Below are 20,051 nucleotides of genomic sequence, written 5' to 3'. Positions count from 1 at the left end.
GGGGTCGGCTCGCCGAGCCAGTTCGCCGGGGTCAGGTGGCGGGGTCAGTTCGGGCGGGTCGGCGGGCCGCTGCCGCCCGTCGCCGTCGGCATGCTCAGGCCGCGGCGCTCCGCCGCCGCCAGGCCGCGGGCCTGGGCGCCGCGGCGCACGACCGGGCCGGTGGCCGTGAACTCGCTGCCGGGTTCGTCGCCGCGCGCGCGGGCGCCGGGGCGGGACGGCCGGGACGAGGGCGAGGAGAACGCCGGGGCGAGGTCGTCCGTGCCGAGTCGGCGGCGGTGCGCCCGCTGCGCGATCAGGCCGACCCAGACCAGCGCCGTGAGCAGCAGCGCGCCCAGCGCGGTCCAGATCGCCGGCAGATGCGAGTCCGTCGTGCCGGTCGTGCTCGGGGCCAGCCGCGACGCCGGGCCGGCGGACGCTCCGGCACCGGTGCCGCCCTGGATCGTGGCGACGGCCCGGTACGGGTTCACGGTGCCGTAGCCGACCTCCTGATCGCGGCCCGCCGGTGGGTGGTCGGCGGTGGTCGTGATGCGGTCGGTGATCTCCTTGGCCGTGGCGTTGGGGTAGTAGGCGCGCAGCAGCGCGGCGGTGCCCGCGACATACGGGGCGGCGAAGCTCGTGCCGCCGCCGGAGCGCAGGCCGAAGCCGCCGCCCTGCGGGGCCGGGCCCTGGATGCGCACGCCCGGGGCGGCCACGTCGACGAAGTCGCCGGTGGTGGAGGTGGCGACGTGCTTGTCGTTCTCGTCGACGCCGGCGACCGCGATGACGCCGTCGTAGGCCGCCGGGTAGGCGGACTGGTTGCCGGTCTGGGTGGCGCCGTCGTTGCCGGCCGCGGCCACCACGATCACGTTGCGGCTCACCGCGCGGGCCACGGCGGCGGCCAGCTGCGGGGTGTTCTGGGTGACCAGCGAGAGATTGATCACCGAGGCGTTGTTGTCGACGGCGAAGTTGATGGCGTCGGCGATGACGTTCGGCAGGTTGGTGTCGTGCGACTTCTGGTCGTCCTCGACGACCCGGATCGGGAGGATCTTCGCGCCCGGCGCCACGCCGTAGAAGCCCGTGTTGGGCAGCTTGAGGCCGGCGATGATCCCGGCGACGAACGTGCCGTGGGCGACCAGGTCACAGTCGGCGGTGCCGGTGGCGACGTAGTTCTTGCCCGGCAGCACCTGGCCCTTGAGCGACGGGTGGGTGGTCGAGACCCCGTTGTCGATCACCGCGACCGTCACGCCCGCGCCCGTGGTGAGCGGCCAGACCGACTCCGGCTGCAGCCGGGCGAGCGGCCATGGCGTGTCGGTGAGCTGGTCGCTGTAGCTGGGCCCGCAGGCCGCCGCGGCGACCCCGGTGAGGACCGGCAGCGCCGGCGCGGCCACGCCGAGCAGCGCGACGGTGAGGAGCCGCGCCGTCCATCGATTCCCGAGCTGCACGAGCGACAGGGTAGCGCGCCGGTCGCGAGGGTGTTGGCCTGTGGACTCCTGGCCTTGCGTTGGTACCCTGCGGCCTGTGAGTGACGAGGCGCGCCAGCAACCACCACCCGGCCAGCACCCGCAGGGAGTCAGCCCGCCGTCGCCATGGGCCGTGCCTCCGACGCAGCGGCCGGAGGCGGAGCCGTCGGAGTGGGAGCAGACCGAGGCGGTCGCGCCGAACTGGCTGCCGGCCCCGGGCGCTCCCGGGCAGCCGGGCCCGCCTCCCGTGGCGATGCCGGGCGCGAACCCCTACGGACAGCAGCCACAATACGGGCAGCCGCCCCAGCCGCAACAGCAGTACGGGCCGCCCCAGCCGCAGGCCCAGCCGCCGCAGCCGCAGTACGGGCAGCAGCCCTACGCCCAGCCGCCGCAACAGTACGGGCAGGGCTACGGCCAGGCGTCCGTCCCGCCGTACGGCCAGACGTCGGCGCCGCCGTACGGGCAGGCCTCGGCCCCGCCGTACCCGCAGCAGAGCGCCCCGCCGTACCAGCAGCCGGGCGGTCAGCCGTACCCGCAGCAGAGCGGCCCTCCGTACCAGCAGCAGAGCGGCCCTCCGTACCAGCAGCAGGGCGCCCCGGCGTACCCGCAGCAGGGCGGCGCGGCACCGATCTCCAGCCCGCCCGGCGCCCCGGGCGCGATGCAGGAGCACCAGTACCCGCTGCCGCCGCAGCCGGCGCCCGGCTCGTGGACCGCCGCGCAGGCGCCCCCCGGCACGTGGGCGCCGTCCGCGGTGCCGACGCCGGCCCAGCCGGTCTCGGTACCGCCGCAGCCGGTGTCCGTGCCGCCGCAGCAGGGCTCGTCGTGGCCGCCGGCGCAGCCGGTCTCGGTGCCGCCGCAGCAGACGCCCGGCTGGACCGCGCCGATCGCCGAAGATGAGCCGATCGACCTCGGCGGCCCGTCGGGCGGCCGCAAGGCGCTCGTCGCGAGCATCGTCACCGGCCTCGTGGTGGCGGTGCTGGCCGGCGGCGGTGGCTACCTCGTCGGCACCGGCGGGAAGTTCGGCGGTGGCGGCGGCACGGCGGCCGGCGACCCGACGGCGTCGGCAACGCCCAGCCCGGCGGGCAAGACGTTCGAGTCGGCGCAGGCCACGCTGAACAAGCCGAAGTTCGACGGCGACCTGGAGCCCCTGGCGACGCCGTGGCTCAACGACATGGGCGGCTGCCAGACCGACACCGACCCGGGCGGCCCGAAGCTCGCCGACGACCAGTCGAAGCGCGTGCTGTGCCGGTACGGTGGCGTCACCCTGCACTTCGTGCGCTACCGCTCCCAGGTCGACCGGGACGCCGGCCGCACCTTCCGCAGCAAGCTCAACACGTCGGGCGAGTCGCTCGCCCCCGGCCAGGCCGCGCCGGGCCCGAAGACGGGCGGCAGCGGCGCCTCCGGCTCGTACGTCGAGTACGCGCTGAAGAACAACGACGACCGGGCGCTGTGCGGCATCTGGTGGAACCGCGACGAGGGCAACTCCGCGCTCTACATGGAGACGCTCTGCCAGGAGACCCTCGGCGGTGACTGGGAGCCGTACCGCGACCTCTGGAAGCGCCACAGCTGAACGGACGCACGAAGAAGGGCCCCCTGCGCAGGGGGCCCTTCTTCGTATGCGCGCTACTTCGTGGGAGCGGGGAGGGGCTGGTCCTCGCGCAGCGCGTCGTAGAAGGGCTTCACCTTGTCGGTGTCGGCCAGCACGACGCTCTCCGAGCCCATCATGCCCGTGCCCTTGGTGGGGCTGGTGTAGAACGACAGGTCGTCGCCGCGCAGGCTGCGCAGCTCCATCGCCATGTCGAAGATGTTCAACGTCCCGTCGACGGTCACCGAGTCGGCGGTCGCGTGCAGGAACGAGTTGAGCCGCGCCGGGTTGGTCAGCGTGCCGCCCGAGGCGGCCTTGTTGAGGATGGCCTTGATGACCTGCTGCTGGTGACGGATGCGGGCGAAGTCGCCGTCCTTGAACGCGTAGCGCTCGCGGGCGTAGTCGAGGGCGGCCGCGCCGTCCATCGTCTGCAGGCCCTTCTCGAAGTGCCGCTTGCCGTCGGGGTTCAGCGAGTGGGTCGACGTGAAGCTCTCGGTCACGTCGATCTCGACGCCGCCGAGCGCGTCGACGATCTCGCGGAAACCGGAGAAGTCGACGATCGCCACGTGGTCGATGCGGACGCCGGTGAACCGCTCGACGGTCTGCACCACCAGCGGCACCCCGCCCCACGCGTAGGAGGCGTTGATCTTCGCGTTGGTGTCGCCGAACTTCCCGTTCTTGGACTTCGGCACGTAGACCCAGGTGTCCCGAGGAATGGACACCATCTGCGCCTTGGACCGATTGTTGTCCAGATGCAACACGATGATCGTGTCGCTGCGCGATCCGCCCTGGTTCTCGGGGTCGCGGGTGTCGCTGCCGAGCAGCAGGAAGTTCATCGCGCCCTTGGCGGCCTCGGCCTTCTGCGGCCGGTCGGCCTCGGGCACCTCGCTGAAGGCGTCGACCCGCTTGACGTCACCGGTCACGGACCGCACCCAGAGGCTGACGCCGAGCAGCGACCCGCCGATGATCACGACAAGTGATGCCGCGACGATCAGCCAGATCCGCTTCTTGCGGCTCATCCGCTTCTTCGCCGGCACGGCCTCATCAGGCGATACGGGCGACTCCGGGCCACCGCGTCCCCTGCGGCGCTGCCCCGGAATCTGCTCGATCACTGACGTGGCGTCACTGTCGGTAGACGGTTCTCCCCTTGGCATGGCGACGATCGTACTGACGGACGTCCCGCCATAGGTACCGCGGATTTCCCGGCCGGTGCCAAGACCCGGGCCGGGCGGCGGCGATGCGGGGCAAGTGTCCAGAATTGCGGAAAATGCCAAGGCCCATGAATGGGGCGATTGCCGCTTTGTCCGACGCGTGACCGCTCGAAATGCGCTTGGATGGCCAGGGGCTACTGTGATGCGTCTCTCACCACGCAACAACAGCAAACCGTGCAGGGTGGTGGAATCCGACAGCCTGGTCTTAACATCCTCAACCATCAGACGCGGCGAAGTGGATCGCCGTTATTGCGGGGGAGTCATGCAGCTGGATCCGGGGCGATACGCGCCCGCTGACGACGATTCAGTGGACCCGCAACCGATCGCCGAGCCCGACACTGGCCGCGGCGACTGGTGGTTGCCGTCGCAGCGCCCGGCCGAGGAGGACCTCGACCGCACCTTCGAGTACAGCCGGGCGCCCGTTCACGAGGCGGCACCGGAGCCCAGGCCCGCGCCGGAGCCCAGGCCCGCGCCGGAGCCGCGCCGGAGCGTCGCGAACGACGCGATCAGCGGTTCGACGGTGGTGCTGCCGTATCTCGGATCCTCGGTCGCGCGCAAGACCCGCCCACTGCGCGTGTGGATGCTGTCGCTGCCCGTCGACTTCGTGGCGTTCGCGCTGCCCGCCGTCCACTTCCAGCAGCACTGGAAGAGCATCGTCGCCGCGGCCGCCCTCACCGTCGCCCTGTTCGCCGCCGGCGGCCTCTACGGCGCCCGCCGCCACCTGAGCTTCCTCGACGACCTGCCCACCCTCATCGGCCGGATGCTCGTCGCCGGCGCCATGGTGAGCATCGTCGTCGCGATCCGGCACGAGTCGGCCGAAAACCTGTCGTCGTACCTGCGGGTGGTCGCCGTCTCCGCGGTCCTGGTCCTGATCGGCCGGGCGTTCAACTACATCTCCGTCCGCCTGGCCCGCCGGCGCCGCTGGGTGGAGCACAGCGCCATCATCCTGGGCGGCGGACCGGTCGCGATCGAGCTCGCCCGGTTGCTGCGCCGTTACCCGCAGTACGGGCTGCGCTTCGCGGGCTTCGTCGACGTCGAGACGACCGCGCACGAGCTCAAGGAGAGCACCCCGCTCATCGGCCGGTTCGACGACCTCGACGAGATCGCGCGGATGGTCGACTGCGACGTCATCGTCATCGCCGACATCGACCTGCCCGAGTCGCGCCTGCTGCCGGTCGTGCGCTCGTCGGAGACCGCGCAGTACGACCTGTGGATGGTGCCGCGCCTGCGCGAGTTCAGCTCGGGCAGCTCCAGCCCCGACCACATCGGCGCGATCCCGGTCGTGCGGGTGCGCCGCCCGACGATCACCGGCCTCAAGTGGTTCGTGAAGCGCGCCTCCGACGTCGTGCTCTCCGGCGTCGCGCTGCTGCTGCTCAGCCCGATCCTGCTGGTCACCGCGCTCGCGGTACGGCTGGAGGGTGGCAAGGGCATCTTCTTCAAGCAGCAGCGCATCGGCCAGTTCGGCAAGCCGTTCGATCTCATCAAGTTCCGCTCGATGCGGCCGGTGAACGAGGCCGAGTCGCAGACCAACTGGAACATCGCGCACGACAAGCGGGTCGGCCCGGTCGGCAAGTTCATCCGCCGCACCTCGCTCGACGAGCTGCCGCAGCTGTGGAACATCATGCGCGGCGACATGACGATCGTCGGGCCGCGGCCCGAGCGGCCGTACTTCGTCGACCAGTTCTCGGCCGAGCACCCCGATTACGCGATGCGCCACCGGGCGCCGGTCGGCCTGACCGGCCTGGCCCAGGTCAGTGGCCTGCGCGGCGACACTCCGATCTCCGACCGGGCGCGCTTCGACAACTATTACATCGAGAACTGGTCGATCTGGCTGGACGTCAAGGTCGTCCTGCGTACCGTGGCCGAGGTGTTCCGCGGTGGCGGCCGGTGACGGTGCGAGACACGTCCGACCCGAGCGTTGCCTAGAATGCTGTGTGTACGGCGGCACCCACCTCTCGCCGCCCGGAGACGACATGTTCCCTAGCCTGGCGATGTGCCGTCGGCGGGGCTCGTTCGCGGCGATGGTCGCTCTGCTGGGCGTGCTGGGGATCGTGACGGTGAGTGTTCCCGCGGTGGCGGCTCCGGCGCTGACCTACACGCGCAACGAGCCGGCGATCGCGATGGTGAGCGCGTCGACGGTGTACCTCGAGGTCACGTACACCGGCATGCTCCGCGACACGAAGACCGGCCAGCCGCGCACGCCCGCCCCGGTGACCGTCCTGCGCCGGTGCAGCGGTGTCGTCGTCGACCCCCAGGGCGACGTGCTGACCACGACGCTGTGCGTGCAGCCGGGCGACGACATCATCCTGGTCAACGCGCTGTACCGGTACGGTCGCGATCTGGTCACCCAGGGCACCCTCGCACCGGAAAAGCTCGACGGCTTCGTCGAGTCGATCCAGGCCGCCTCGTCGTTCACCGGCGAGAAGGCGAGCAGCCGGCCGGCCGTGCGGGTGCTCGGCCAGATCGACATCGCGACGCCCGAACTGGCCACGACGCCGGCGATCCCCGGGACGATCCAGTCGGTGCTGCCGGCCAACGCCGGCAACGCCGCGCTCGTCCGGCTGCAGCGGCCCGGCCTGCCGGTCATCGAGCTCGGTCCGGGCAGCGACCCGACGCCGGGTGACAGCGTCGTCGCGGTCGGCTACGGCCCGGCGTCGAGCGAGACGGCCGCCGGCACCTACACGATCAAGGCGAAGACCCTCACCGTCACCGACCGCACCGCCACGAACCGGTTCGGTCTCAGCGGCGAGCTCGGCCCAGACGCCCGCGGCGGCGCGGTCGTGAACACCGACGGCCGGCTGATCGCGCTGGTCGACGGCGACCCCAACGCGCAGAACGACGCGACCCCCGACCTGATCACGATGCTGCACCTGCAGAAGCTGCTCGCGCAGGCCGGCGTCACCAACCAGCTGACGGACGTCGACCGGGCCTACCGCGACGCCCTCGCCGCCTACTTCGCCGGGAAGTTCGCGCTGGCCGTCGGCAAGTTCGACGCCGTGCTCAAGAGCGACCCCACGCACGTCTACGCCGAGGTCTACCGCGACCGGGCCGCCAAGCGGCTGTCCCTCGACGGCGACTCGGTCGACAACCAGGGCGCGTGGCTGCAGTATGTGCTGTACCTGGCCGCCGGCGCCACGCTCGTGCTGCTGCTGGAGCGCGGCGGGCGGCGCATCCTGCCAAAACGGAAGCCGCAGCCGACGCCGCAGCCACCGGCGGCGCCGCAACCGCAGCCGCCGCAGCCGGCGCCCGACGCGCGGCCCGTCGAAGCCGACGCCACGGTCGTGCTGCGCCGGGTCGACATGGACCAGACCGTCGTGCTGCCGGCCGCGACGGGCGGCGACGAGACGGTGGTCCTGTCCCGGCGAGACTTCCAGGACCGGGCCCCGAACAGACCACAGCCGGGCAGGCCGCTCGGAGACAGGGAGGACGCACGTGGATGACCTGCGCGCACAGGCGCCGGAGACGCTGCTGCCGGGCAAGTCGATCGCCCTGGTGCACGAGTGGTTCGCCGTGACCGGCGGATCGGAGAACGTCTTCGTCGCCATGCACGAGGTGCTGCCGCAGGCCAAGCCGTTCGTGCTGTGGCGCGACCCGGCCGCCCAGCGCGGCTCCGGGTTCCAGGAGTCGTGGCTGGCGAAGACCCCGCTGCGGCACGCCAAGCCGCTGGCGCTGCCGGTCATGCCGCTGACCTGGCGCACCCTGACCAGGGAGCACTTCGACGTGGTCGTCTCCTCGAGCCACGCCTTCGCGCACACCGTGAAGCTCGGCTCGTCGGAGGACACCCGGTACCTGAGCTACGTGCACTCGCCGGCCCGCTACGTCTGGAGCCCCGACTTCGACGGCCGCGGCTCCAACGGCCTGCTCACCCTGCCCCGCAAGGCGCTGCAGGCGGCCGACGTGCGGCTCAGCCGGCACGTGCACAGCTACGCCGCGAACTCGATGGAGGTGCAGTCGCGGCTGCGCCGGTTCTGGAACCGCGACTCCCGGGTCATCCACCCGCCGGTCGACGTCGACTACTTCGCGGCCGCGCCCGCGCACGAGCGCATGCAGCAGCGCGGCTACCTGCTCGGCCTCGGCCGCTGGGTGGGGTACAAAAACTTCGATCTCATCATCCGCATCGCGGACGCCGCCGGGATCCCGCTGGTCATCGCGGGCTCCGGCCCGGAGGAGGCGAACCTGCGGCGCGAGGCGGAGAAGGCCCGGGTGCCGGTCACGTTCGAGCACCGCCCGCCGCGGGAGCGGCTGCGGGAGCTGTACTGGGGCGCCCTCGCGCTGCTGTTCCCGGCCCACGAGGACTTCGGGATCATCCCGGTCGAGGCCCAGGCCTGCGGCACCCCGGTGCTCGGCGTGCGCCGCGGCGGGCTGCTGGAGACCGTCGTGCACGGCGAGACCGGGTTCCTGCTCGACTCGCTCGACCCGGCCGCCTACGCCTCGGCCCTGCGGCACGTCGGCTCGCTGAACCACGACCGGATCCGCGCGCACGCGTGGAACTTCTCCGCCGACGTGTTCAAGCGCCGCATCGCGTCCTGGGTCGCCGATGACGCTTCCTGACCCCGAGCAGCGCGACGGGCGCCCGAGGTTCCGGCACGCGGCCCGGCCGCGTGCGCGGGCCCGCGACGTCGTCGCGGCGGTCGCCCTCGTGGCGCTCGTCGCGCTGCTCGGTGTCACCCTGGTCGCGCCGAACCCGACCCTCGCCGGCGCGCTCGGGCTCGTCGTCCTGGTCGTCTGCCTGGTGGCGCTGTACCAGGTCACCTTCTCCGGCCGGTTCGCGCCGGTCGCTGTGACGTTCTGGTCGTTCGTCGCCGTGTGGGTCGGCTTCGCGCCGCTCGTGCAGATCCGCGACGACATCATGGCCTGGCCCGACCTGCCGCTGCACCAGTTCTACGTGACCGCCCAGGTCATCCTGCTCACCGCCGTGGCCACCTTCTGGATCGGCTACGGCCGGGGCGCACCGGTCCGGGCCGGCCCGCCCGTGCGGCGGTTCCGCGTCACGATCGAGCAGGCGCTCGTGGCGACCGTGGTGGCCACCCTGCTCACCGCGGCCTGCCTGCCGCAGACCGGCGGTCTCGCGGTCCGGTTCACCGACCGCGACACCCTGCAGGCGGCGATCAAGCAGGCCGGGCTCAGCGGCGGCAAGGACCAGGCGCTCGTCGGCCTGCTCAGCACGCTGCCGGCCGCCGTCTGCCTGGTGTCGCTGGTGCTGTGCCTGCTCTGCCTGCGCGAGCGCAACCACGCGACGCCGAAGGCGCGGCTGATCCTGCTCGGCCTGACCGGCATCTCGGCCGTGCTCAACGTCATCTACAACAACCCGCTGACCGCGAACCGGTTCGCGACGTTCAGCGTCATGCTCGCCGCGACCTTCGCGTTCGTGCGCTTCGAGCGGCAGTCCTGGCGGACCCTGTTCTCGGCCGGCATGCTCGGCGGCCTCGCCGTCGTCTACCCGCTGGCGAACCTGTTCCGCAACGACAAGTCCCGCAGCAACCTGCGGCTCGGCCTCGACGCCTACTACACCTACGACTTCGACGGCTTCCAGCAGACCGTCAACTCGGTGTACTACGTCCACGTCCACGGCAACACCTGGGGCCACCACCTGATCTCGGCGCTGCTGTTCTGGGTGCCCCGGTCGATCTGGGACGGCAAGGCCATCGCGGCCGGCAACGTCGTCGCGGCCAGCCGCGGCTATACGTTCCAGAACCTGTCGCTGCCGTTCTGGGCCGAGGTCGCCGTCGAGTTCTCGCTGGCCGGCGTCGTGGTGGTGTTCTTCTTCTACGGCCGGATCGCGGCCCGGCTCGACCGCGCGCTCGGCGACAGCCGGATCAGCCTGCCGATGGCGCTGGCGGTACTCTTCGCCGCATGTCAGATCGGCCTGCTGCGCGGGCCGCTCGGCGCTCAGATCCCGCTCGTCGGCGCGGCGTTCGTGACGCTCGTCGTGACGGTCATCGGCTGGCGGTTCCGGCCCTGGGGCCTCACCCGGGACCCGGACACCGCCGCCGGGGCGGGTGGCGGGCCGCACCTCGGCAGCGGTATATCGGCGAAGGCAGGAGCATGAACGCACAGAGACCGAAGATCGCGGTGCTCGCCGACTGGTGGTGGCCGGAGACCGTCGGCGGCGCCGAACGCTCGGCCCGGGCCGCGGCGCTGGAGCTGGCCCGGTTCGCGACCGTCGAGGTGTTCGTGCCGGCCGACGAGGAGAAGGTGTACCCCGACGGCCCGCTGACCGTGCACGCGGTCCGCCGCCCGTTCGGCCGCCGGGCGCACGCCGACTCGAAGGTCCGCCGCGGGCTGGAGTTCCTCACCGCGTGGCTGTGGCCGCCGATCGCCGGACGGCTGGGCCGGCGGCTGCGGGCCTTCGGCCCCGACGTCGTCGTCGCCACCAACGTCTCGCGGACCGGCCCGTGGCTGGTCCGCCGGGCCCGTGCGCTGCGGAAGGAGACCGGCACCCGGTTCGTGCGGGTCTACCACGATCTGAGCGACACCTGCTGGCGCCGGTCCCGGCTCAAGGGCGGCACCTCGTGCGCCCAGGTCTGCGGCGAGTGCTCGGTGAAGACCCGCATCATGCGGGCCGCCCAGCCGGCCGACGGGCTCGCCGTCTGCGTGTCCGGGTTCGTGCAGACCGAGCTGGTCGCGGCCCGTCTGACGACCCCGGCCCGCAGCCTCGTCGCGTACCCGATGCTCGGCGCGCGAGGGGCGGCGCCGACCCCGCCGCACCGGCCCGCCGGTGACCTTGTCACGGGGTACATCGGCCGCCTCGACGCCGTCAAGGGCATCGAGTCGGCGATCCGCGCCGCCGCCGCCTACCGCCGGGGCACCGGCAAGGCGGTGTCCATGCTGGTCGCCGGCGAGGGCCACCCCGACTACGTGCGCACCCTGGCCGAGCTGGCCCGGGCCGAGGGGCTCGACGTCGAGCTCGCCGGCCACCTCGACGTCGACGCGTTCTGCGCGCGGGTCGACGTGGTGCTCATCCCGTCGAAGTGGATGGAGCCGTTCGGGCGGGTCGCCGTCGAGGTCGGCCGGCGCGGCCTGCCGATGCTCATCTCCCCGGTCGGCGGCCTGCCGGAGGCCGCGGCGGTGTCCGGCGGCCGGTTCGGCTTCGCCGACTTCGACGACCCCGAGGCGGCCGCGCGGTCCCTCGCCGCGCTGCTCGACGGCGCCGTCGCCGACGTTCCCGCGGCCCGCTCGGCGCCGCCCATCGAGGAGGGCGTCGCGCTCGCGGTCCGCCACTCGCTCGACGCGCGGGCGGGGGCCGGCCGGTGAAGCGCCTCGGACCGGGGGCCTGGTCGAGCCTCGCCCTGAGCCTGAGCCAGCTGTCGCTGATGGGCACCAGCCTGGTGTTCAGCCTGACCCTGGCGTACTCCGGCGGCCTCGCGGCGGTCGGTGCCACCGCCGGCGCCGTGCTGGTGTTCCAGCTGACCTGCGGCGTGCTGCAGCGCAGCCTGTCGGAGGCGACGCTGCTGTCCGACGCGAGCAAGGACCGGCGGGCCGACGCGTGGCCGTGCCGCTGGGCGGTGACCGCGGCGCTGCTCGGCGGGGCCGTCGGCGCGCTCGTCGCGGCGCTGTCGGGCGTGCTGGTGCCGGACGCGTCGCCGAAGTACGCCATCGCCTATGCGATCGGCATCCCGTTCGCGATCGCCCTCGACATCGGCCGCTCCGCCGACGTGGCCAGCGGCACCGCGAAGGCCGCGTTCTTCGACGCCGGCGCGTGGCTGGCCGTGCAGGCCGGTCTCATGGTGCTGTTCGCGGCGCTGCACGAGCCGCTGCTGCTGTGCCTGTCGTGGGCCGCGGTCAACGTGCTGTTCGTGCTGGCGGCGGCGGTCCGGGTGCACCGGCGGCCGGCCCTGCGCGGGCTGGCCGGCTGGGTCCGCTCCCGGCGCAACCTCATGGGCTCCGCCTCGCTCGACGCGCTGCTCGTCGGGCTGACCCCGGTCCTCGCGCTGCAGATCACGGCGTTCGTCGTCGCCCCGGCCACGCTCGGCGCGGTGCGGGTGCTGCAGCAGGTGTTCGCCCCGCTGTCGTTCCTGTCGATCACGCTGCGCCGGGTGCTCATCTACCGGCGGGAGAAGACGGTCGTCACCACGGCCGCGCAGGACCTGCGCGACGGCGTCGTGTCGGCCGGGCTCATGGTCGTCGGCGGCGCGCTGCTGGCCGGCGCGGTGCTGCTCGGCCACGAGCTGGTCCCGGCGCTGGCGTTCATCCCGGTCGGCGCGGTGCTCGTCGCGGCCGCCGCCGAGAAGGTGGCGCTGGGCCTGTCGTTCGGCACGTCGCTGAGCCGGTTCGTGCGCGGCGAGTTCGCCGCGCTGCTGCGGGCCCGCTGGGTCATGCTCGTCCTCGCGGTCGTGCTGGTGCCGCTGGCCACCATCTGGTGGGGCGCCCCCGGCTACCTGCTCGGCTCCTCGGCCGCCATGGTCGTGTACTCGTTCGTCGTCCTCGCACTGCCCGGCACGCGGCGCCCCGCGCCGGAGCCGGTGGGCGCGGTGCGGTGAGGGGCGGCGCGGTCACGGCGGGCCTGCTGGTCGCCGCCCTGGTCGCCGGGGGCTGCACCAGCAGGCCCCGTGGCGGCGCGGAGCGCGGTTCGCCCGGCGCTCCCGACGGCCGCGCGAGCACCGGCGGGCTGACCTGGTCGTACGACGCGAGCGACTTCAACGGCAGCGCGCCGGGGGAGGTGCCCGGCGGCTGGGCGGCCGACGGGCCGGCCGGCGGCGTCGCCGTCGCGGAGTTCCCGGACGCCGTGAACCGCAGCCTGAAGGTGGCCGGCGCGGCCAGCGCGGTGCGCCGGTTCGGCCCGCTCGACGGGACCGTCGAGGTCGCCGCGCGGGTCTTCGTCGAGCGGCCCGGCGGGCCGGTCGACCTGCTCGCCGCCCGCGGCCCGGAGGGGCAGGTCGTGGCGTCGGTCGCGCTGCGCGACGGGCAGCTGGCGAACCAGCCGGCGCAGGGGGATCGGTGGTACGCGCTGCGCCTGGTGCTGCGCACCGATGTCCAGCGCTACGACGTGTTCGTCGACGGCCAGCAGGTCGTCGCCGCCCAGCCGTTCCAGCAGCGGGCCACCGCCCTCACCGCCGTCGCCGCCGGTGGCGGCGGGCCGGACGCCGGCGCGCTGTACCTCGACGACGTCAACGCCCACCGAAACCCCGACCCGTCCGTCGGCTACCTCGTCCTCGACCGGTTCGACGACGCCCCGACCGGCGCGCCGCCGCCCGGCTACCAGGTGAACAAGGAGGCCCGGGCCCAGGTCGCGGCGCTGCCCAGCGCTCTCGACCGCAGCCTGCTGCTCAGCCGGGCCGGCAAGGGCGACGCGACCGCGGTCCGTCCGTTCACGCCCACCGGCGGCACGGTGATCGTGCAGGCCACGGTGCGGACCGACAAGAGTTCCGGCACCCGGCTCGCGCTCGGCGTCCAGGGCTCGGGCGGCCAGACCGTGGCCAACCTGGAGTTCAGCGAGGGAAAGCTGGTCTATGACACCGGGCGCAGTCGCGATGAGCTCATGTCGTTCGCGGCCAACCGGTGGTACACCATCCGCCTCGTGCTCGACGTTCCGGCCCAGCGCTTCGACGTCTACGTCGACGGGCGGCGCCTCGAGCCGATCGACCCGAACCAGCAGCGGGTGCCGCGCTGGGCCTTCCGCGACGGTGCCGACGACGTCGGCCGGCTGTCCTTCGGCGTCGGCAGCCAGGACACCGGCACCCTCGCGATCGACAAGGTCATGGCCTATACGAACCCGGTAGCCGCCCCGCCCGGCCCGGTCGTCGACGTGCGCAAGGCCCCGTACGACGCGGTCGGCGACGGCGTCGCCGACGACACGGCGGCGCTGCAGCGGGCGATCGACGCGGTGCCGGCGAACGGCTCGGTCGTGCTCTCCGGCGGCGTGTTCAAGACCGGGACGATCCGCCTGAAGTCCAACATGACGCTGTGGATCGCCCGGGATGCGATACTGCTGGGAACCCGCGAGGACTCGGCGTACCCGTTCTTCGACGCCGAGGCCGCCGGCATGGAGAACTTCGGCAACCGGCGCCGCTCGCTCATCCTCTCGGTCGGCGCCGAGAACGTGCGCGTCGAGGGCGGCGGCACGGTCGACGGCAACGGCGGCAAGCCGGAGTGGGCGATCGAGCGCAGCGGCGGCACCGACACGATCCGCCCGACCCTGATGACGCTGACCAAGGGCCGCAACGTCACCGTGCGCAACCTCCACGTGCGCAACGCGGCCGCCTGGGCGATCGTCCCGGCCGCCGTCGACGGCGTGCTCATCGCCGACGTCAACATCGACAGCAACCTCTACGCCAACCGCGACGGCATCGATATCGTCGACAGCCGCGGCGTGCTCGTCGAGCGGGTCAACGTGTGGACCGACGACGACGCGATCTGCTTCAAGTCGTACAACACCGGCGTCGACGGCGCCGTGGTGCGGCTGTCCACCGTCGGGCACTCCGAGCGGGCCAACGGGGTGAAGTTCGGCACCGAGAGCCGCGGCTCGTTCCGCAACGTCGTCATCGAGGACGTGCTCGTCAAGAACACCGACAAGGCGGCGCTCACGGTGCTGTCGGTCGACGGCGCGACGATCTCGAACATCACGTTCCGGCGGATCACCGTCGACCGCGCCCTGCGGGCGTTCTTCGTGCTGGCCGGCAAGCGGACCGAGTCGTCGGCGAAGCCCGGCTGGATCAGCGGGGTCAGCTTCGAGGGGGTCACCGCGACCGGTGTGGCCGAGCCGTCGCTGGCGACCGGGCAGATCCTCGACGGCACCACCTACCGCCTGTACGGGCTGCTGCTCAGCGACGTGCAGCAGACGGTGCCGGGCGGGGTGCGCAAGATACCGGCCGAGCCGGGGGAGTACACCGGCGCCTACCCGGAGAGCTCGTTCCTCACCAGCAACAGCACGCCGCCGGCGTACGGCTTCTTCATCCGCCACGTCGACGCCGTCACCATCCGCGGCGTCACGACCTCGGCGCTGGCCGGCGACGTGCGGCAGCACATCGCGCTGTCGGACGTGTCGCGGATCGTGCGATGACCGGCACCCGACGGCCTGGTGACCACGGCCCCGGGCGGTGATCGGCTAGGGTCGGGGCCGTGGCGGACGACGACGGGCTGCTCCTCGCGGCCGTGGTGGAGATGGCCCCCGGCGCGGCCGAGGCCGGGCAACGCTACGAGGACGCGGTGCTGGGCTACCTTGCCCGCCACGGCGGCGTGCTGGAGCGGCGCACCCGGGGCACCGACGGGACCACCGAGGTCCACCTGATCCGGTTCCGCTCCCGCGCGGGCTACGAGTCCTTCCTGACCGACCCGGACCGCCTCGCCCTCCGCGAGACCCTCGGCGCCGCGGCCCCCACGACCCGCGTGATCGAGATCCACGACCTCCCGTGACCGCCGTGTGGGTCCTCGCGGGCGCCGCCCTCGGGCTGCTCGCCGTCCTCGCGGACGCCCCCGACGGCGTCCTCCGCGCGGTCATGGCCGCCCTCACCAGCAGCGGCCTCGCCTGGGGCCTCGCCGCGTTCCTGGCCGGCCGGTCCACGGCCGGCCGGCGCGCCGCCGTGCTCCGCGCGACCGGGACCCTCGTCGCGGCGACGCTGGCGTACTACCTGCTGATCGTCTTCGTCAGCCGGCGGTGGAGCGGCGGCACCCTGGAGGACGGCAGCTCGGCCGACGCGTACGCGCTGCGGTCCGTCGCCCTCATGACCGGTTTCTGGCTGGCCGGCTCGCTCGTGGCCGGCCCGCTGCTCGGACTCCTCGGCCACACCGTCCGGGCCTCGTCCCCCCGATCGGCGGCGGGCGCGGCCGGAGTGGCCTGCGGGCTGCTGTCCGCGGAGGGCTGGGCCGCTGTCGCGCCGTGGCGGCTGCCGCTCGGCGACCCGTTCTACCAGGCCGTCGCCGCCGGGACGGCCGTGCGGATCGTGCTGCCGCTCGCCGTGCTCGGCTGGCTGGCGGGGCGGCACCGGCTCTGGGCGGCGTGGCCGGTGCTGGCCGGGGCCGCCGTCGCCGCCGGGGCCGGGGGAGCCGTGCTGTGGCGCGTGCTCCTCGCTTCTGTCAATGCTTGACACGATGTCCGATCGAGTGCAGTCTTTATTGAACTTGTTGGATTTTGTCGTACATCGGAGCCGCCACCGACCCCGCATCTACGAGCTTCGCGTCCATCCTTAGACCGCCCCTGGTGGGGTGTGGCGGGGCGCGGCGGCGGCCGGTGAGGGGCCGCCGCCGTCCCGTCTGAGCTCGGCGCCGGGCGGGCGGCCTGGCCGGCCTGGCCGCCCTCCAGTCGCTGGCGGGGGAGGTCTTCGGCCGCGCACGCCCGGCGCCCCCTGCGCACCCGTCAGCAGCACGCCGAGCTGCGCCACCGGTCGGGGGACGGGCTGGGCGCGGTCGCGGAGGCGGCGGCGGTACTGGCGGAAATGCGCGACGTGCTGGGCGCGGACCACCCGTGGACCCGCGAGCTGGGCGACCTGCTCGCGCGCTGGACGGTGGAACTTTCACGGCCGAAACCTTTCGCCCGGTCGATGTGACAGTCACTTCCTTCGATGCGTTGACACTTGGGCTTATCGATGTCAGGGTCCCGCTCGAAAAGGTTTTCGGCTTCCTCTCGGGAGGACTCATGCGATTGCGATTGCGCCGGACCGCCGCCGTGGCCGCCGCGACCCTCGCCCTGCTCGTCGGCGTGCCCGTCGTCGCGGACGCGGCCCCCGGCCAGGGCGACAACCTCGCCCGCGCGGCCACCGCCACGGCGTCGTACACGTCGCCGTGGGAGAGCGTGGCCGCGGTCAACGACGGCATCGACCCCACCACCTCGAACGACACGGTCAACCGGCGCTGGGGCACCTGGCCCAACACCGGCGAGCAGTGGGTGCTGCTCACCTGGCCGTCGGCCCAGACCCTGCGATCGGCCGACGTCTACTTCTTCGACGACAACGGCGGCGTGCGGCTGCCGGCGTCGTGGCGGCTGCAGTACTGGACCGGCTCGGCCTACACCGACGTGTCCGGCGCGAGCGCGTACCCCGTCGCGGTCAACCGGTACAACGCGGTGAACTTCAACCAGGTCAGCACCAGCCGGCTGCGGGTGGTGCTGCAGAGCGGGTCGGCGTCGGTCGGCCTGCTCGAGGTGCGCGCCTACGCCTCGGCGATCACCACCACCCCGACCACGCCGCCCACGACCGGCTGGAACCCGCCGGCCGGCCTGGTGACGCCGCTCAACCAGGTGTGGACGCACCAGGAGCAGACCTATTCCAACCTGTACGGCTTCCGCAACTACGGCTGGGACCAGCTCTTCGCGGGCGGCGGCAGCATCAACTACTGCGTGCGCTGGGACTCGTCGGCGACGGTGAGCGCCGCGCTGCGGGACCGCATCCACGCGGCGCTGCAGCGGCAGTTCAAGAAATGGATGGACGTCATGGTCGGCCACAACGGCTGGCCGTACCAGAACGTCCCGGTGAAGGTCGTCGGCTGGGCCGTGCGCGACCGCGCGCAGTTGCAGTGGACGGACACGTCGGTCGACATCTATGTCAACGACATCCGCGAGAACGCCCCGCAGTGCTCGACCCCGTGCGGCCGCTTCTTCAACCAGAGCGGCCAGTACCCCAACTGCCCCGGCGGCCCGTCCCACCACTACGACATGTCGTTGTGGCTGACCGCGGGCTTCGGCGGCGGCGCCGGCGGCGACTGGGGCCAGCGCATCGGCAGCGAGTACTACGTCGGCGCGCTCGACGCCGACAACATCCACATCCTACTGCACGAGATGGGCCACAGCTTCGGCCTGGACGACTTCTACGACTGGACCCCGACCGGCGTGGGCGGCTTCCTGATGAAGGCCGGCTCGGCGGCGCAGATCACCGAGTTCGACGCCTGGATGTTCCGCGACTGGTGGCGCCACCTGAAGAACCGCTACGGCTACTGAGTCTCACCCGCGGTCTCCCGCGGCGGCCCGCCCGCGCCGCGGGAGACTGAGGTGTGGCAACGATGACCGAGCAAGAGGTGATGGACCTTCTCGGCGAGGGCACCCACACGGGCAAGCTCGCCACGGCCGGCACCACGGCCGATCCGCACGTCGCGCCGATCTGGTTCGTGATCGACGGGCGCGACCTCGTGTTCAGCACCGGCACCGAGTCGGTGAAGGGGCGTCACCTGCGGGCGAACCCGCGGGCGGCGCTCACCGTCGACGTGGAGCGGTTCCCGTACCAGTTCGTGGCCGTGCGGGGTGACGTCACGGTCACCGAGGACCCGCCGGACCTGCAACGGTGGGCGACCCGGATCGCCGAGCGGTACGTGCCGCGCGGCGAGGCCGAGCGCTACGGCGAGATCAACAGCGGAGCCGGCAGCCTGCTGTGCCGGCTGCGCATCGACCGGCTCACCGGCGAGCGCGACATCGCGGTGATCTGACCTACTTCGGGGTCGTGGGCGAGTCGAGCCAGGTGTTGATCAGGGACGTGAAGTCCTGGCCCGTGTGCTGGTTCACGAACGCGATGAACGACGCCCGGTCCTGGGTCGTGTTGCGGTGCTTCTGGGCCCAGTCGGTGGCCATGGCGAAGAACTTCGCGTCGCCGATCTGCTTGTGGATCTGGTGCAGCATGAGCGCCGGGCAGATGTACACGTTGCTCTCGGCGAAGCTGTCCGCCTTCGGCTTGCCGGGCGGGCCGAGCCGCTGGCGCAGCCGGGCGTCGACACCGCGGGCCCAGTCCTCCCACTGCTTCGCGGTGACCTTGTCGCGCTCGTTCGTGTAGAGGTGCTGGGCGTAGGTGGCCCAGCCCTCGTTGAGCCACAGGTCGTTCCAGTTGGTCGGGGTGACCGCGTCGCCGAACCACTGGTGCGCGTACTCGTGCAGCAGGTCGGCGTCGAACCCGGTCTTGAACGCCGCGTCGCTGCCGTAGTCGGGCAGGCCCATCGTGATCATCTGCTGGGTCTCCATGCCCGACGCCGACGGCACCATGACCACGCCGCCGCTGTCGAACGGGTACGGCCCGAAGTGCTGCTCCAGCCAGGTCAGGTACTGCGGCGACCTGCGCAGGTAGGGCAGCGCCTTGTCGTCGGTGCCGGCCCGGTACCAGTAGGTGAGCGGGATCCCGTGCGGCCCGGCGGCCGTCTCCTTCTGGTACTTGCCGACCGCGAGCGTGGTCAGGTAGCTCGCCACCGGCGCCGTCGACGCGTACTTGAACGTGTTGCCGTCGGGCACCTGCGCCGTGCCGGAGGCGATCGCCGACCACCCTTCGGGCACGGTCACCGCGATGTCGTAGAGCGCCTTGTCCGACGGCTGGTCGTTCACCGGGTACCAGGTCGACGCCCCGTACGGCTCCTGCATGGTCCACAGGCCGCCGTCCTTGGTGACGGTGAGCCCGAGCGGCTCGGTGTCGGTCCGGTGCGAGGGCATCGGCACGGTCGTGGGCGTCCCGTGGTACTTGACGACGAGCGTGGCGAACGCGTCCTTGGCCAGGGAACCCGCCACGGTGAGCTTGGTGTCGGCGACGGCGCCGCTGGCCGGCGTGCCGTTCAGCGTGACCTCGTCGATCGTGTAGGCCTTGGAGAAGTCGAGCTTCAGGTCGCTGACCGCGGCCGCGGCCCGCAGCCGCAGCGTCGCCGTCCCGGTGAGCGTCCTGGTGTCCGGCTTCCAGTCGAGGACGAGCCCGTAGTGCAGGACGTCGAGCGCGGGGTTGCCGTACTGGGGGTACATGGGGTCGGCGACCGGCGTGGAGGTCCCGCCCTGCCACGCGGTGTAGTCGGGCCCCGTGGGGCTGGGGACGGCGCTGGGCGCCGCAGTGCTGGAACCGGCCGGCTTCGGCTCGCTATCGGTGCAGGCGGCCGTCAGCAGGGCCGCGACGAGAACGCCAGAGATCAAGGAACGACGCACGGCGG

At 72.6% G+C, this 20,051-nt stretch carries 15 protein-coding genes; 12 read left to right on the top strand and 3 right to left on the bottom strand.

All coding sequences use genetic code 11. The annotated features are described in order from the left end of the window. Nucleotides 1-44 precede the first annotated feature (44 nt). On the bottom strand, nt 45-1,421 hold the full coding sequence (gene mycP / locus ABZS66_RS25235) for a type VII secretion-associated serine protease mycosin (protein WP_354761613.1): 1,377 nt from the start codon (nt 1,419-1,421) through the stop codon (nt 45-47). 76 nt (nt 1,422-1,497) lie between these two features. On the opposite strand from mycP, the gene ABZS66_RS25230 reads away from it, so the two are divergent. Then, a complete protein-coding gene (locus ABZS66_RS25230) occupies nt 1,498-3,009 on the top strand; it encodes a hypothetical protein (protein WP_354761611.1) in 1,512 nt (503 codons plus the stop codon). A gap of 53 nt (nt 3,010-3,062) precedes the next feature. Here the strand turns inward: ABZS66_RS25230 and ABZS66_RS25225 are convergent, their stop codons facing one another. Beyond that, the gene (locus tag ABZS66_RS25225; RefSeq protein WP_354761609.1) at nt 3,063-4,043 is read right to left on the bottom strand and encodes an LCP family protein; all 981 of its coding nucleotides are present in this window, start codon (nt 4,041-4,043) and stop codon (nt 3,063-3,065) included. 499 nt (nt 4,044-4,542) lie between these two features. On the opposite strand from ABZS66_RS25225, the gene ABZS66_RS25220 reads away from it, so the two are divergent. From ABZS66_RS25220 to ABZS66_RS25170, 11 genes are all read left to right on the top strand, one after another. Continuing rightward, on the top strand, nt 4,543-6,126 hold the full coding sequence (locus ABZS66_RS25220; protein WP_354761607.1) for a sugar transferase: 1,584 nt from the start codon (nt 4,543-4,545) through the stop codon (nt 6,124-6,126). Nucleotides 6,127-6,208: 82 nt separating this feature from the next. Beyond that, complete coding sequence (locus ABZS66_RS25215; protein ID WP_354761605.1) at nt 6,209-7,675, top strand: serine protease; 1,467 nt, start codon at nt 6,209-6,211, stop codon at nt 7,673-7,675. Then, nucleotides 7,668-8,786: a glycosyltransferase gene (locus ABZS66_RS25210; RefSeq protein WP_354761603.1), complete on the top strand. Its 1,119-nt coding sequence runs from the start codon at nt 7,668-7,670 to the stop codon at nt 8,784-8,786. Before ABZS66_RS25215 ends, ABZS66_RS25210 begins: the two co-directional genes overlap by 8 nt. After that, the gene (locus tag ABZS66_RS25205; protein ID WP_354761601.1) at nt 8,773-10,284 is read left to right on the top strand and encodes an O-antigen polymerase; all 1,512 of its coding nucleotides are present in this window, start codon (nt 8,773-8,775) and stop codon (nt 10,282-10,284) included. Before ABZS66_RS25210 ends, ABZS66_RS25205 begins: the two co-directional genes overlap by 14 nt. Beyond that, on the top strand, nt 10,281-11,489 hold the full coding sequence (locus ABZS66_RS25200) for a glycosyltransferase (RefSeq protein WP_354761600.1): 1,209 nt from the start codon (nt 10,281-10,283) through the stop codon (nt 11,487-11,489). Before ABZS66_RS25205 ends, ABZS66_RS25200 begins: the two co-directional genes overlap by 4 nt. Beyond that, nucleotides 11,486-12,715, top strand: coding sequence for a hypothetical protein (locus tag ABZS66_RS25195; protein WP_354761598.1), 1,230 nt, complete (start codon nt 11,486-11,488; stop codon nt 12,713-12,715). The genes ABZS66_RS25200 and ABZS66_RS25195 overlap by 4 nt, the downstream gene beginning before the upstream one ends. Next, nucleotides 12,712-15,234, top strand: a complete 2,523-nt coding sequence (locus tag ABZS66_RS25190; RefSeq protein ID WP_354761596.1) for a glycosyl hydrolase family 28 protein — start codon at nt 12,712-12,714, stop codon at nt 15,232-15,234. Before ABZS66_RS25195 ends, ABZS66_RS25190 begins: the two co-directional genes overlap by 4 nt. Nucleotides 15,235-15,293: 59 nt before the next feature. Beyond that, nucleotides 15,294-15,587, top strand: coding sequence for a hypothetical protein (locus ABZS66_RS25185; protein ID WP_354761594.1), 294 nt, complete (start codon nt 15,294-15,296; stop codon nt 15,585-15,587). Continuing rightward, nucleotides 15,584-16,258: a hypothetical protein gene (locus ABZS66_RS25180; protein WP_354761592.1), complete on the top strand. Its 675-nt coding sequence runs from the start codon at nt 15,584-15,586 to the stop codon at nt 16,256-16,258. The genes ABZS66_RS25185 and ABZS66_RS25180 overlap by 4 nt, the downstream gene beginning before the upstream one ends. Nucleotides 16,259-16,806: 548 nt before the next feature. Next, complete coding sequence (locus ABZS66_RS25175) at nt 16,807-18,102, top strand: cellulose-binding protein (protein WP_354761590.1); 1,296 nt, start codon at nt 16,807-16,809, stop codon at nt 18,100-18,102. Nucleotides 18,103-18,164: 62 nt separating this feature from the next. Then, nucleotides 18,165-18,584, top strand: coding sequence for a PPOX class F420-dependent oxidoreductase (locus ABZS66_RS25170; protein ID WP_354761588.1), 420 nt, complete (start codon nt 18,165-18,167; stop codon nt 18,582-18,584). Nucleotide 18,585: 1 nt separating this feature from the next. On the opposite strand, the gene ABZS66_RS25165 is transcribed toward ABZS66_RS25170, so the two are convergent. Then, a complete protein-coding gene (locus ABZS66_RS25165; RefSeq protein ID WP_354761586.1) occupies nt 18,586-20,046 on the bottom strand; it encodes a M1 family metallopeptidase in 1,461 nt (486 codons plus the stop codon). Nucleotides 20,047-20,051: the final 5 nt, after the last annotated feature.

Origin of the sequence: Dactylosporangium sp. NPDC005572 (assembly GCF_040605515.1) — a bacterium.
GTDB lineage: Bacteria > Actinomycetota > Actinomycetes > Mycobacteriales > Micromonosporaceae > Dactylosporangium.
This window is presented reverse-complemented; position numbering and strand designations above follow the sequence as displayed.